The organism is Persicirhabdus sediminis (genome assembly GCF_016595495.1).
GTDB lineage: Bacteria > Verrucomicrobiota > Verrucomicrobiia > Verrucomicrobiales > Akkermansiaceae > Persicirhabdus > Persicirhabdus sediminis.
In genome coordinates, this window is the sequence record NZ_JAENIM010000041.1 from 35,861 (window position 1) to 49,436 (window position 13,576).

The 13,576-nt window shown below is 48.4% G+C and carries 10 protein-coding genes; 8 read left to right on the forward strand and 2 right to left on the reverse strand.

The window, feature by feature from the left end; all coding sequences use genetic code 11:
- Positions 1-5 precede the first annotated feature (5 nt).
- Positions 6-2,882, reverse strand: coding sequence for a hypothetical protein (locus JIN82_RS10945; RefSeq protein ID WP_200311687.1), 2,877 nt, complete (start codon positions 2,880-2,882; stop codon positions 6-8).
- 132 nt (positions 2,883-3,014) lie between these two features.
- Here JIN82_RS10945 and JIN82_RS10950 point away from each other — a divergent pair, with 132 nt between their 5' ends.
- The 6 genes from JIN82_RS10950 (at position 3,015) to ilvD (ending at position 9,780) form a co-directional block, all read left to right on the forward strand.
- Positions 3,015-3,836, forward strand: coding sequence for a PPK2 family polyphosphate kinase (locus JIN82_RS10950; RefSeq protein ID WP_200311688.1), 822 nt, complete (start codon positions 3,015-3,017; stop codon positions 3,834-3,836).
- A gap of 78 nt (positions 3,837-3,914) precedes the next feature.
- Positions 3,915-4,385 carry a hypothetical protein gene (locus JIN82_RS10955; RefSeq protein ID WP_234041943.1) on the forward strand — a complete coding sequence of 157 codons (471 nt, stop codon included), beginning with the start codon at positions 3,915-3,917 and terminating at the stop codon, positions 4,383-4,385.
- Positions 4,386-4,530: 145 nt separating this feature from the next.
- Positions 4,531-4,950, forward strand: coding sequence for a secondary thiamine-phosphate synthase enzyme YjbQ (locus JIN82_RS10960; protein WP_200311690.1), 420 nt, complete (start codon positions 4,531-4,533; stop codon positions 4,948-4,950).
- A 463-nt stretch (positions 4,951-5,413) separates the two neighbouring features.
- Entirely contained in the window at positions 5,414-5,866 is a 453-nt protein-coding gene (gene tnpA / locus JIN82_RS10965; protein WP_200311691.1) for an IS200/IS605 family transposase, read from the forward strand.
- 1,130 nt (positions 5,867-6,996) lie between these two features.
- Positions 6,997-7,878 carry a carboxylating nicotinate-nucleotide diphosphorylase gene (nadC, locus tag JIN82_RS10970; protein ID WP_234041944.1) on the forward strand — a complete coding sequence of 294 codons (882 nt, stop codon included), beginning with the start codon at positions 6,997-6,999 and terminating at the stop codon, positions 7,876-7,878.
- A gap of 198 nt (positions 7,879-8,076) precedes the next feature.
- Positions 8,077-9,780: a dihydroxy-acid dehydratase gene (gene ilvD, locus JIN82_RS10975; protein WP_200311693.1), complete on the forward strand. Its 1,704-nt coding sequence runs from the start codon at positions 8,077-8,079 to the stop codon at positions 9,778-9,780.
- Here ilvD and JIN82_RS17495 read toward each other — a convergent pair.
- Positions 9,777-9,902 (reverse strand): hypothetical protein, encoded by a 126-nt coding sequence (locus JIN82_RS17495; RefSeq protein ID WP_267906530.1) that lies wholly within the window; start codon positions 9,900-9,902, stop codon positions 9,777-9,779. The genes ilvD and JIN82_RS17495 overlap by 4 nt on opposite strands.
- Positions 9,903-9,998: 96 nt before the next feature.
- Between JIN82_RS17495 and JIN82_RS10980 the strand changes: the two genes are divergently transcribed.
- Together JIN82_RS10980 and JIN82_RS10985 are read left to right on the forward strand one after the other, a co-directional pair.
- Positions 9,999-10,913, forward strand: a complete 915-nt coding sequence (locus JIN82_RS10980; protein ID WP_200311694.1) for a cation diffusion facilitator family transporter — start codon at positions 9,999-10,001, stop codon at positions 10,911-10,913.
- Between the two features lie 95 nt (positions 10,914-11,008).
- Complete coding sequence (locus JIN82_RS10985; protein WP_200311695.1) at positions 11,009-13,555, forward strand: DEAD/DEAH box helicase; 2,547 nt, start codon at positions 11,009-11,011, stop codon at positions 13,553-13,555.
- Positions 13,556-13,576 lie beyond the last annotated feature (21 nt).

A 13,576-nucleotide genomic window follows, 5' to 3' on the forward strand; every position in this document is an offset into this window, starting at 1 on the left:
TGCTACTATTTCACCGACCAGCGAATGAAGGCTTGCGGTGTCTCACCTAACTCAGATTCGACTTCAATGTTTTGCTGGAGTTCAGTGAACTCTCCTTGTTCGTCGCGAGGCAGCACGAGATTACATTGCTGCCAGTTCTCCATGTCTGAACTCACTTCCACGATGTAGTTAGCCAGCTGGGAACTGCGAACTCTAGCCTTACCCATGAATGACTTGTTAGCTGGATCAATCACAAAGGTAGGTAGAATTTCTTCGTCCTTTTCTATCATGCTACCACCAAACAGATACTCAAGTTGGTTGCTGATTCCATCGCCATCAGGATCAGCATCCAGCTGGGTATCTTCCGCCCGCAGCCCCAGAGCCAAGGCATGCTGGACGTCAGCGCGAGCGCTGTCGACGAGTGGGTTGCTTATGCTGAAGCGGCTTTGGGCAGATGCTGTGTAACCAGGACTAACGGTTCTGGATAGTATTAGATCGGCGTCGAAATCACCATCAAAGTCCGCAGCAACGGAGATCGAGTATAATCTGTTTTCTATGGCATCGTTGATTAGCTGCGATGATTCTAGGTGTACAGGGCTGATTGCGGGCCCTTCTGTTGTAGGCGTGAGATATTGATTATATGATGCAATATCTATATTTCCGTCACCGTTATAGTCAACTTTCATCGGCTCCGATTGGAAGTTAACTCTTAGAGCTTCAGGAGTTAACTCTGAATTAACAAATTTACCGGTCGAGTCATTGTATATAACGAAGGTCTCGTACTCAGCGTAAAGCTGCGCCAGCACATCAAGTTTATTTACGGAGTGAATGATGAGGTCTAGATATCCATCCTTATTGATATCTTCTACTTGATACTGAGGTAAGGTTAGCTCAACCCCTAAAACTCCAGATGTTAGTATATTTTGATGATATAGGGTACTACTTTCATAATAACCAGTATTTTGAATATTGAAGAAAATATTGGCATATGAGCATGTCAATTCTACTCCCAGGTTCTCTGTATCTGGGATAGTGTCTGTGAAGTAGTTAGGTATTAAGAAATCTATGTATCCGTCGTTATTGAAGTCAGCAAAGAGGCAATTGTCTTTGAGTGTTTTTGAATTAGTTAGAAGGTAGCTGCCGAGGGGTATTATGATGGAGGGGTCAATCACTTGATGGAAGTACGCATCAAAGGTAGAGTCGAGTTGCTCATGCCAGCCGCCTCTTTGATTGACAGCATCTAGCTTGCCGTCGCCTGTACAATCAATGAAGTCACTGATATAGCCTCCTCGGTGTGTTATAAGACCATTGACGAATTCATCTGGAAGGGGGGCTTCAAGAGTGAAGTTGGCGTTGCCGTCATTGAGAGCGATCATGTTATAAATAGCAATGGGCTCTTCGATGTTTGATTGATATAAGGCAAATGTGATAAATAAATCATCTAGTCCGTCCTCGTTGAGGTCTATATGATTAATGTGATCCACTCTAACTCCTGCAGTTTGTTGAGCTGCGCTGAGTAATGTGACTTCTGACCTAATCCATAATTTGTCATTAAAATTAAAGAGACAGCAGTTTCCATTGATGTCAGGACCTACAAGAATACTGTTGTTATAATCTGAGTGAAATTTGCCTATGCATAGAAATTTTTCTGAAATAGGCGGAGATCCAAGGGCTTTGAACTCGGTGTATCCTGCTTCTGAACCGTGTGAGATGTAGAGCACTGGGAGGTAGGGGGAGCCTGAAAATGCGGTGACTACCGAAATAATAATGTCACCATACCCGTCATTGTTGATATCAGACCCTGAGACCAATTGTATACTGTTGTGGGAAGGTGATGCAGAGGTGGGTACGTCGAGAACCTGCTGGTTAGTGGTGAATAGGTAGGAAATAACTATTTGAGCCGTTTGGTCATATGGGATTTGCGTTGGTTCAAGATGAATGAGGACGGGAAAGGAAAAAGAGGAGGTTGAGCTATAGCTGAAGCCAAGATATTCACGTGTACTTGGTTCTTCGTATGTTCTTTCCCAACCACTGAAATTGGGGTGATCTGTTAATATTTTGAGTGAAGATAAGAACGTGGAGCCTTCATAATTTTGGGTGAACAGAACATCACCAAGGCTTTTGTTATTATTGTCTACGAGTGTCTTTGATCCAAATGCAGGAGCAGTGTGAATAAGTTCAAGAGGGGAAAACTGTCTAGCTGTGCTTTGTGTGAGTTTGTATATATTTTCATCTACATGGCTTCTGATATAAGAAATATTAATATCTTTCAGCTCGTTTGTGGAATGAGTTGTAACGTAATGATTAAAGTCTATTCCATATGTGAGGTCGAAAATAGTGTCAGGAGCGTCGCCTCCCCAACAGATGGTCAGCTTTCTTTCGGTATCATTAGTAAGACCGACAATATCAATTAAAGAATCCCCGTCAAAGTCCTCAACAGCGAAGATCTCTGATAAATTGAGAGCTTTAGAATATGTTGTTTCCAAAGATAAGGAATCAGCGTCCCTGCGGTAGCATACCGCTTTTGTATAGATTCTATCAGATGTTTCGTTTTGAAGGTCATGAAATTCAAGATAAATAAGCCCTTTTTCAGCTGTATCGTGAAGCCTGCCATAGGTACTGATAATGCTAGAGGGTAGGTTCTGTTGAGCTAGGTGGTAGACGTGAGGACCATCAAATGAACCATCTTCCTGTTGTAGCAGGTATGATGTAGTTTCTAGAGGTGTATGGTGTTCAGGGCTAAGTACGATGTCAGGGAGGCCGTCTTCATTGATATCTTGGATGATAGTTTTTGACGCAGATGAAGATAAATTATGATAAATCGTAGATATATCCTCGGCCCAAGTGGAGCTAAGCGAGGAGGCGGCAATCAGCGCGCCTGCAAGAATAGATGAAAATTTCATGGGTGAATCGAATTTCCGCGAAGCTAGCAAGTGTGTGTTTATATGAAAGTGTAAATCTAGCGAATTTGCTGTGTTCTGACATGGTTGTGCTTATGGCTTGTCAGCTGAGTGAGTTAGTGGGATCTTGGGTTTATGTTTACGGATGTGAGTGTGGATAAATACAAGGTTTTGCCAGCTGGTGAGGTGCAGTTAGGTGGTGAGGGGGCTGCGGATAAGGCGATATTTGACGGTGGCAAAAAAGCGGGGTTGGCAGAGATGGGTGTCTTGTTGGAAGAAATCAAAGAGCTGCAGAAAGTTCTCTATGCCGAGCACAAACAACGGATTCTGGTGGTGGTGCAGGCGATGGATACCGGCGGAAAAGACGGCTGCGTGAAAGATGTATTTGCTAGCTGCGACCCGCAGGGGATTCACATTGAGCCATTCAAGTCGCCAACAACCTTGGAGCTCGCGCACGACTTTCTCTGGCGGGTGCATGCAAAGGTGCCTAAGAATGGACACATCGTGGTTTTTAACCGCAGTCACTATGAAGATATCATTGCTGTTAGGGTGAAAAAGTTGATGGAAGATGCAGTGTGGCAACGACGCTATCAGCACGTCATCGACTTTGAAAAAATGCTCGCTGAAGAAGGTACTACCATCATTAAGATTTTTCTCAATATCAGCAAGGACGAGCAGAAAGAGCGCTTGCAGGCGCGGTTAGATAACCCCGCTAAGCATTGGAAATTCAACCCAGATGATCTGGCTGATAGAGCGCGCTGGGGTGATTTTATGCACGCTTACGAAGATCTGATAGAAAAAACATCAACTGAGCTAGCGCCGTGGTATGTGGTGCCAGCTGATAGGAAGTGGTACCGAAACATAGTGGTGGCGCGCATTGTGATAGAGCGACTCAAACAGCTGAATATGCAGTACCCCAGGATAGATTGGAAGGTGGAGGATGTGACGATTGATTAGATCTATCATGTCTAGCAATGAGAAAAAATGATGATTGTTGTAATTTAGCTAACTGAGCGAGTGTATTAAACATGATTTATGGAAGTCAATTGTTTGCCTGTTGGGATATGTTCGTGGAATTATGAGCTGAGTGGGAGTGGGCTAGAGGCCCGTACCTCACTGAGCATGATGGGGGAGAGTGGCGGCGTGTCGGTGAATGGTCGCGCATTTAGCATCAATAAATCCGGTGTATTAGCGCCGAAGTGGCTGATGGAAGAAGGGTCGCAGGTGATTGCTGAGGCTTCTAGCGAAAGTCTGCTCACCCGTGCGATGGTTATTTTTTCTGGAGCTGATAGGTACGTGCTTTCCGCATCTTCAGCTTTTGGTCGTGAGTTCGAACTGGCTGGAAAAAATGCACAAGTTAGATACACGCCGTCGCATATGTTTACTAGGCGAGCGGTGATGTCAGGCCAATGTGAGCGCGCTGAGCTTGCGGTGTTTGGATTCTGGCTAGCGGCGCTATCGTGGAAGCGCAGCCAGAATAACAGCGCGTCGAGTTCGTCTAACTAATGCCACTCTTCCAGTTAGCTAGCCGGCATAGTTTGCTTCAAAGCTAACAAAATGAGCGGCTCAGCCAGCTGAGTATGATTAATGGAGGCTCAAATGATATGAGCGCGTTCTTGACAGAGAAATCGTCAATTATGAGACTGCGGCCATGGCAGCGCATACAGATCAATTTCACCTCAATGCCCGCGGCAAAGGGACCTATGAAATCAGCTCACAAGTGGCTTCTATTGTTGCCGAGTCTGGCATTCAGCACGGTACGGTGACGGTTTTTGTTGAGCATACCAGCGCAAGTTTGGTGATCATGGAAAATGCGGACCCGAGTGCGCGCACTGATCTAGAAGCATTTTTTGATCAACTAGTGCCAGAAGATACCCCGTATTTCATCCACACCTACGAGGGGCCAGATGATATGCCCTCGCACATTCGTATGGCACTAACAAGAACGAGCGAGGTGATTCCAGTGATCAATGGTCGCATGACCTTAGGTACTTGGCAGGGGATTTTCCTCTTCGAGCACAGACGCGCGCCGCACAACAGGCGCATTAGTGTAGCCGTAGTGGGAGAGTAAGTCGTTAGGTTTTATTGATCAGCCTCAGTGACCTTGCTTTTGCTAAGCTTAATTGTTAGGTTTGCTCATGTCGAAGGCATAAATAAATGCTAGCCCAGCGCGATGACGCAGTCATCCCGCTGGGTGTGTGACGGGAAAAAAGGTGTGCCGAAGGTACACGTAATAGGGGAATGATAGAGCGTGGACTTTTCTATGTTCGGTAATGGGCAAGCCTTTCAGCAAGGTGGCTCGTAGCCCGAGGTGGCATCTATTAGGTGTACCTTCGGCACACGGGGCTTTTGCCTATTGTTTTCCCAGCGGGATGACTTCGCCTCCCCGCTGGGTTAGTGATGTGAAATAAAGGTGTGCCGAAGGTACACAGAATAGATGTATTCTCTATGCTGGGAATCCCCTCTATTACCAATTGGGAAGCTTAGGTTTGAACTTGTGTTATTGACTATTAGCGTGATAGATATGGAACGCTATGTCTCAATCTCTAGCAAAAATATTGGTGCATATTGTTTTTTCAACAAAGAATCGTGCCCCTGTTATTGATTCTAACATCCGTCCTCAGCTATATGCGGCAATGGCGGGTATTGTTAATGACCATGATTCACATGCGCTTCGTGTTGGCGGCACGGCGGATCATGTTCATCTAGCGGTTGACCTGGGCCGGACAATCCAGCTAGCGGAGCTTGTGAAAATTCTCAAGCGCTCGTCTAATCGCTGGCTTAGAGCAAAAAGCGGTAGATTTGAAAATTTCCACTGGCAGGCTGGTTATGGCGCTTTTTCTATTGCTAGATCCCAGCTGGATCAACTTATTCATTACATTGATCAGCAAGAGGAGCATCATCGGGTTAGAACTTTTAAGGAAGAATATCTCGACTTGTTGGCTAAATACAAGCTGGAGCCTGATGAGAGATATCTATGGGAATGAGCTTAGCTAATTCTACTATTCTATTGAGTGTGCCTTCGGCACACGGGGCTTTTGTCCATTGTTTTCCCAGCGGGATGACTTCGTCATCGCGCTGGGTGTGTGACGGGAAAAAAGGTGTGCCGAAGGTACACGTAATAGGGGAATGATAGAGCGTGGACTTTTCTATGTTCGGTAATGGGCAAGCCTTTCAGCAAGGTGGCTAGTAGCCGGAGGTGGCATCTATTAGGTGTACCTTCGGCACTCGGGGCTTTTGCCTATTGTTTTCCCAGCGGGATGACTTCGCCTCCCCGCTGGGTTCGTGATGTGAAATAAAGGTGTGCCGAAGGTACACGTAATAGGGGAATGATAGAGCGTGGACTTTTCTATGTTCGGTAATGGGCAAGCTTTTCAGCAAGGTGGCTAGTAGCCCGAGGTGGCATCTATTAGGTGTACCTTCGGCACACGGGGCTTTTGCCCATTGTTTTCCCAGCGGGATGACTTCGCCATCGCGCTGGGTGTGTGACGGGAATAAAGGTGTGCCGAAGGTACACGTAATAGGGGAATGATAGAGCGTGGATTCTTCTATGTTCGGTAATGGGCAAGCTTTTCAGCAAGGTGGCTAGTAGCCCGAGGTGGCATCTATTAGGTGTGCCTTCGGCACACGGGGCCTTTGTCCATTGTTTTCCCAGCGGGATGACTTCGTCATCTCGCTGGGTGTGTGACGGGAAAAAAGGTGTGCCGAAGGTACACAGAATAGGTGGATGATAGAGCTTGGATTTTTCTATGTTCGGTAATGGGCAAGCTTTTCAGCAAGGTGGCTAGTAGCCGGAGGTGGCATCTATTAGGTGTGCCTTCGGCACACGGGGCCTTTGTCCATAGTTTTCCCAGCGGGATGACTTCGTCATCGCGCTGGGCTGGCATTTAATCATGCCTTCGGCATGTAGGGGAGGGGCTTCGGTTTGTGTGGGGAGGGGCTTCGGTTTGTGTGGGGAGGGGCTTCGGTTTATGCGGGCTGCATTTAAGATGTTAGGGTTGTTTGTGTTTGTTAGTGTGACAGCTGGTGGTTTTGTTTGGTGAGGGAGCAAGTTATGCGTGCATTTATGACAAGATGTGCGAAGGATTTTCGTTATTGGGTGTTGTTTTTGTGGGGTTTGTATTTCATTTTTCGCGGCATGGACGTCACTTCTAAATTGATTGATCTGGCCTTGGTCGAAGACATTGGCACAGGCGATGTAACGACTGAGTATTTTGTGCCTGAGGGCAAGGAGGTCACGGCATATGTGATGTCCAAAGGTGAAGGCATTGTGGCTGGTGTGGCTGTCGCCATGGAAGTATTCGAGCGTGTGGACCGCAACCTGAAAGTGGAAGCACTTCTAACTGACGGTGCTGAGATTTCATACGGTGAATACATCATCAAGATCACTGGTAGCGCACGTTCAATTCTAACGGCTGAGCGTACGGTGCTCAATTTCCTCCAGCAGCTCTCTGGTGAGGCGACTAAGACGTCGACATTCGTCAAGCTAACTGAAGGCACTAAGGCGAAAATTCTCGATACGCGCAAGACGACTCCAGGCTGGCGTTATCTGGAAAAAATGGCGGTGCGTGCAGGTGGTGGAACTAACCACCGCATGGGCCTCTACGATCGCGCGATGGTGAAAGATAACCACTTGGTGGCTGAAGGTGGCCTGCCCGCGATCCAAGACGCTATCAACAAGCTGGCTGAAGAAAAGCCGCATGTGCAGATTGAGCTGGAGGCGGATACACTGGAGCAAGTTGAAAGTTTCCTCAAGCTAGACGGGGTGGATTACATCCTGCTAGATAATATGACTAACGAGCAAATGCGCCAAGCATTAGAAATGCGCGGTGATGCGGAAAAACCTCTGATGGAGGCAAGCGGCGGTGTAACTTTGGAAACCGTTCGCGGCATCGCCAAAACTGGTGTCGACTTCATTTCCGTAGGTGCTTTGACGCACTCAGCGATTGCGCTAGATATCTCGATGGAGTTCTACGAAAAAGAGTCATCAAAGAGCTAAGCGGCTCCTAAAAAGCAATTTTCTAAACTCCCCAGCTGGATCATTCAGCTGGGGAGTTTTTTGTTAAAACTACCTACGGGCCTTGATTTTCTCGCTGGATGAGTTGTTTAGATGATAAAAGACATCTAATTCGCAGAATCTCCTATTGACGGTAAGGCTGACAGGGTAGATGCTGCCGACCCAAAATTTTTTTAAGACATGAGCGAGAAGAACAATACACGCGAATATTCATCACAAGTAGTTGATGGAGCCGACCGCGCCCCAAGCCGTGCGATGCTGCACGCCGTTGGGTTTGAACGCGAAGATTTTCAAAAGCCACAGGTGGCGATTGCTTCTACATGGAGCCAAGTCACCCCATGCAACATCCACATTGACCGCCTAGCGTTAGAGTCACAGAAGGGTGCTGATGCGGCTGGTGGTAAGTCTATCATTTTCAATACAATTACCGTTTCTGATGGTATTTCTATGGGAACTGAAGGCATGAAGTACTCACTCACATCACGTGAGGTGATTGCTGATTCTATCGAGACCGTTGTTGGCTGTGAAGGCATGGACGGGCTAGTTGCCATTGGTGGTTGTGATAAAAACATGCCAGGCTGCATGATTGGTATCGCACGTCTGAATCGTCCAGCTGTATTTGTATACGGCGGCACGATCCTTCCAGGTTGCGCGAAGATCAAAGGCGAAGAAAAAGACCTCGATGTGGTTTCTGTTTTCGAAGCTGTAGGCAAACACGCTAACGGTGAGTACTCTGACGAAGAGCTGCAGACTGTGGAAGAATGCGCGATTCCAGGTGAAGGATCATGTGGTGGTATGTACACAGCTAACACCATGGCATCTGCCATTGAAGCACTTGGCATGAGTCTGCCAAACAGCTCAGCGCAAGCTGCTGTTAGCGACGACAAAATGAGAGATTGCTTCGACGCTGGTGTGGCTGTGATGAACATGGTGGAAAAGGGCATCCGTCCTAGCGACATCATGACTCGCAAGGCATTTGAAAATGCTATCACTGTGGTGATTGCTCTCGGTGGTTCTACCAATGCGGTGCTTCACCTGCTAGCCATGGCTCACGCAGCTAACGTTGAGCTAACAATCGAAGACTTTACTGAAATTGGTAAGCGTGTGCCACTCGTGGCAGACCTCAAGCCAAGTGGTAAGTACGTGATGAACGACCTCGTTGTGATCGGTGGAACGACTCCGCTGATGAAGATGTTGCTAGACGCAGGTCTGCTGCACGGCGACTGCATGACCGTAACTGGCTGCACCATGCGTGAGAACCTTGAGAAGCTGAACCCAGTTTACCCAGAAGGTCAGGAAATCATCAAACCGCTAGACAAACCTATCAAAAAGGACAGCCACCTGCGCATCCTTTACGGTAACCTAGCAGCTGACGGTGCGGTTGCTAAAATCACAGGCAAAGAAGGTGAGTCATTCACTGGTACTGCTCGTGTATTCGACTGCGAAGAAGACGCTATGGAAGCGATTCTTAACCAGAAGATCGTCGCAGGAAACGTGATCGTTATTCGCCGCGAAGGACCAAAAGGTGGTCCTGGTATGCGCGAAATGCTTGGGCCAACATCCGCTGTGATGGGCCTTGGTCTTGGTGACTCCGTAGCCCTCATCACTGACGGTCGCTTCTCTGGTGGCTCTCACGGATTTGTGGTTGGACACATCACTCCTGAAGCTGAAGTCGGTGGCAACATCGCCCTTCTGCAAGACGGCGACGTGATCACCATCGACGCGGTAAACAATACGCTCGACGTTGATCTCAGCGAAGAAGAGCTAGAAGCGCGCCGCACTCAGTGGCTGCCATACGAGCCGCGCTACAAACGTGGTGTGCTCGCCAAATATGCATCTACCGTGCGCTCCGCCTCTGAGGGGGCAGTGACCGATAAATTCTAATCTATCACTCTAGCTAGCTGGTTCTGCCAGCTAGCTAGATGATAATTTTCATTTCCGCTGAGTGAACCAATGCCGGTTTCATTCAGCGGTTTTTTTTGTTTGAGCTTAGCGAAGGTAATCATTTGAGGTGATCGGGGGAATAGCTGGGAATTAGTCTAGCTGAAGGTGATAGGCGGCATTCGCTTGTCATTCTAGCTAGCTTTGTGTTTGTTGGAAGCATGCCATCAGAAACTGCTGTGGAAGCTAAAGCCATCAAGATCACCATCATTGCCAATGCTTTGATGGCGGGCTGGGGGATTTTGTTTGCGGTGATTGCTCGCGCTGAGGCGATCTTGCTAGATGGCATTTTTTCCGGCATTAGCTTTTGCATTGGTTTTCTCAGTTTGTGGGTTTCCAGCTTGGTCTCGCGGCCAGGCAATGACCGCTATCCATTTGGTTATGCCGTTTACGAGCCGCTGCTGAACCTGTGCAAAGGGGTGATGAGCTTTAGCGTGATTGTACTGGCCCTTCTATCAGCTGGCTATGCTCTGCTCACTGGTGGGCGCGAGGTTTCAGCTGGTTTGGCTGTCATTTATGCGCTGGTCGCTACCGCTGGTTGTTTTCTCTTGGCGTGGCGCATCCGCATTCTAGCAGACCAGAGTGGTTCTAGCATTGTTGCTACTGATGCCAAGACATGGATGGTAGATGGGGCGATTAGCGCCGCAGTAGCTGTGGCCTTCATTGCTGCCTTCGTTCTGCAGCAGTTAGGTTTTCATTCGCTGTCCAACTACGTCGACCCATTAGCGGTAGTTATACTAGCGCTGATGATGATCAAAGTGCCGTTAGGTGTAGTGGCTGGTGCGTGGAAACAAGTGGTGGCGCAAAGTGCTGATGTCGAGGTGATCGATGAAGTTGAGCAAGTTTGCCAGCTGGTCATGCCTGAGCATGGTCAATTAGAATGGCGCGCTAGAGTGCTCGAGACTGGTCGGCAATTCTACGTGCATATTGGAGTCTTGTTAGCTGACGGTGATTCGGTGTCGGTGGCGGAACAAGATCAACTGCGCGAGCAAGTGCATGCACAGCTATCCGCCAAGACTGATCACCTCCAGCTCGAGCTATTTTTCACCCACGACAAACGTTGGCTGGAGTTTTAGCCAGCTGGCTGAAACCTGCATGCTCGTTCGCTTTCACTTGCCATCTCCAGCTGGCGGGGTGACACTGCGGCGCACTGATGGTGCATTGATTTCTCATGCCGACACTACAGAAACCTGCCAATGCTGAGTCTCTATCAGCCGATGATATTCTCAACCTCTTCCTTGAGTATTTGCTCGAGATAGGAGTGGAACTCTATGACCACCAAGAAGAGGCGATTTTAGAGATCTTTGAGGGGAAAAATGTGATCCTCAATACGCCAACGGGATCGGGCAAATCGATGGTGGCATTGGCGATGCATTTCAAAGGATTATGCCAAGGTCGCAAGTCGTATTATACCGTGCCGATCAAGGCGCTGGCCAATGAGAAATTCCTTTCCTTGTGTAAAGTGTTTGGCCCCGACAATGTCGGCATGATCACAGGTGATGCAACGGTCAATCCAAAGGCGCCCGTGATCTGTTGTACCGCTGAGATTCTAGCTAACGTGGCGCTGCGCGAAGGCGGCAAAGCGCATGTGGATGATGTCATCATGGATGAATTTCACTACTATTCAGATCTCGATCGTGGCTGGGCGTGGCAGGCGCCATTGCTTACGCTGCCTCAGTCGCGCTTCCTTTTGATGTCAGCTACTATCGGTGATACTCAGTTTTTCCAAGACGAAATCGAACAACTCACTCAAGCTGAAGTGGCGCTGGTGCAGTCCGACCAACGTCCGGTTCCGCTAGAGTTTGATTACTCCGAGACCGTGCTGCAAGAGAAAGTAGTTGAGCTGGTGGAGGCAAATAAAGCACCTGTCTATTTGGTGCATTTCACTCAGCGTTCGTGTGCCGAGAGCGCGCAGAATTTGATGTCCTCTAACGTCTGCACCAAGGAAGAGAAAAAAGAGATCGCTGAGGCGCTGAAAGATGCCAACTTCCGCAGCCCATACGGCAAAGAAGTGAGCAAGCTGCTGCGCCATGGCATTGGTATCCACCACGCTGGCTTGCTGCCAAAATATCGTATTCTGGTAGAAAAACTAACGCAGCGTGGATTGCTGAAGGTGATCTGTGGAACCGATACGCTGGGCGTTGGTGTCAACGTGCCTATCCGTTCGGTTTTGTTTACCCAGCTGTGCAAATTTGATGGATCGGGCACCAAGATTCTAACGGTGCGTGATTTCAAACAAATCGCTGGCCGCGCTGGCCGTCGTGGATTTGATGATGTCGGCTACGTGGTGGCGCAAGCTCCCGAGCACGTGATCGAAAATATTCGCGCTGAAGAAAAGGCCGCAGCGAGCACCAAAAAACGCAAAGTGGTGAAGAAAAAGCCACCTGAGCGTGGGTTTGTTAGCTGGAATGAAGCCACATTCCGTAAGCTCATTGACGCGGCTCCAGAGCCGCTTGTATCACGATTTATCACCCGTCATAACATCTTGCTCAACGTACTCAGCCGGGAAGGTGAGGACGGCTGCGGCGAGCTCAAGCGCATCATTGAGAGCTGCCACGAAAATGATAACCGCAAGGCGAAGCTGAAGAAGCAGTCATTTGCCTTGTTCCGTGGATTGGTCCAGGGTGGGGTATTAGAAATCATTCCTCCTGCTGAGCGGACGTCTCTAACGAAGGTGAAACTGCACGTCGACATGCAGGAAGATTTCACCATGAACCAAGCATTAGGATTGTATCTCATCGATTCCATTCCGCTGCTAGATCGCGAAGCGCCGGATTATTCACTCAATGTGCTCTCACTGGTTGAGGCCATATTGGAGAACCCTAACATGGTTCTGATGGCGCAGGAAAATAAACTCAAACGCGAGCTGATCAACGAGCTGAAAGAAGATGGGGTGAGTTACGACGACCGCATGGAGCAGCTGGAAGAAGTTGAGTGGCCAAAACCGGGCAAAGATTTCATCTACAATACCTTCAATGATTTCATCGCCAAACATCCATGGGTGGATGCCGAAAATATTCGACCAAAATCCATTGCCCGTGAGATGTATGAAAACTATCAGAACTTTGAAGACTACATCAAAGAGTACGGGCTAGAGCGCAGCGAGGCTGTGCTGCTTCGCCATCTATCAGAGGTGTATAAGGTGCTAGATCAAACCGTGCCTCCAGCTAGCTTTACCGAGGAGTTAGACGAAGCCAAAGAATTTCTCGAAGAGATCCTGCGTGGGGTGGATTCCAGCTTGCTAGATGAATGGGAGCTGCTGAAGAACCCAGAGCGTGTGGTGGAAGAAAGTGCCGCCAGCCATCCAGCGAAAAAGCAGCCGTATACTCGCCGCAAGAAGGAATTCCAGCGCGCCCTTAGGCATTCTGCTTTCTCACTTGTGAAAGAGCTAGCTCACGACAGACTTAGCCAGCTGATTGAGATGATAGAGCCAGCTGACGAAGATGGTGAGCTGTGGACGGTAGCTAGATTGGACCCGTTGATGGATGAATATTTTGACCAACACGACATGATGCGTCTCGATCCCGAGGCGCGAAATGCCAAACATTTCTACCTCGATACGGAGAGCCAGCCTGGTAAATACTTGGTCGAGCAAGTCATCGTCGACGGCCAAGGTAATAATGATTGGTTGATTAAATTGTCTGTCGATTTGGCGAAGAGCGATGCTGAAGAACGACCAGTGGTCCAGCTGAGAAGCTTTGGCCCGATTGTTGGTTAATGAGGTTACTAGAGAATCGAG

Excerpts from the sequence above, each read along its gene's own strand:
- JIN82_RS10945 (WP_200311687.1), bottom strand. The coding sequence starts at position 2,882 with ATGAAATTTTCATCTATTCTTGCAGGCGCGCTGATTGCCGCCTCCTCG.
- JIN82_RS10950 (WP_200311688.1), top strand. The coding sequence starts at position 3,015 with ATGTTTACGGATGTGAGTGTGGATAAATACAAGGTTTTGCCAGCTGGT.
- JIN82_RS10955 (WP_234041943.1), top strand. The coding sequence starts at position 3,915 with ATGGAAGTCAATTGTTTGCCTGTTGGGATATGTTCGTGGAATTATGAG.
- JIN82_RS10960 (WP_200311690.1), top strand. The coding sequence starts at position 4,531 with ATGGCAGCGCATACAGATCAATTTCACCTCAATGCCCGCGGCAAAGGG.
- tnpA (WP_200311691.1), top strand. The coding sequence starts at position 5,414 with ATGTCTCAATCTCTAGCAAAAATATTGGTGCATATTGTTTTTTCAACA.
- ilvD (WP_200311693.1), top strand. The coding sequence starts at position 8,077 with ATGAGCGAGAAGAACAATACACGCGAATATTCATCACAAGTAGTTGAT.
- JIN82_RS17495 (WP_267906530.1), bottom strand. The coding sequence starts at position 9,902 with ATGATTACCTTCGCTAAGCTCAAACAAAAAAAACCGCTGAATGAAACC.
- JIN82_RS10980 (WP_200311694.1), top strand. The coding sequence starts at position 9,999 with ATGCCATCAGAAACTGCTGTGGAAGCTAAAGCCATCAAGATCACCATC.
- JIN82_RS10985 (WP_200311695.1), top strand. The coding sequence starts at position 11,009 with ATGCCGACACTACAGAAACCTGCCAATGCTGAGTCTCTATCAGCCGAT.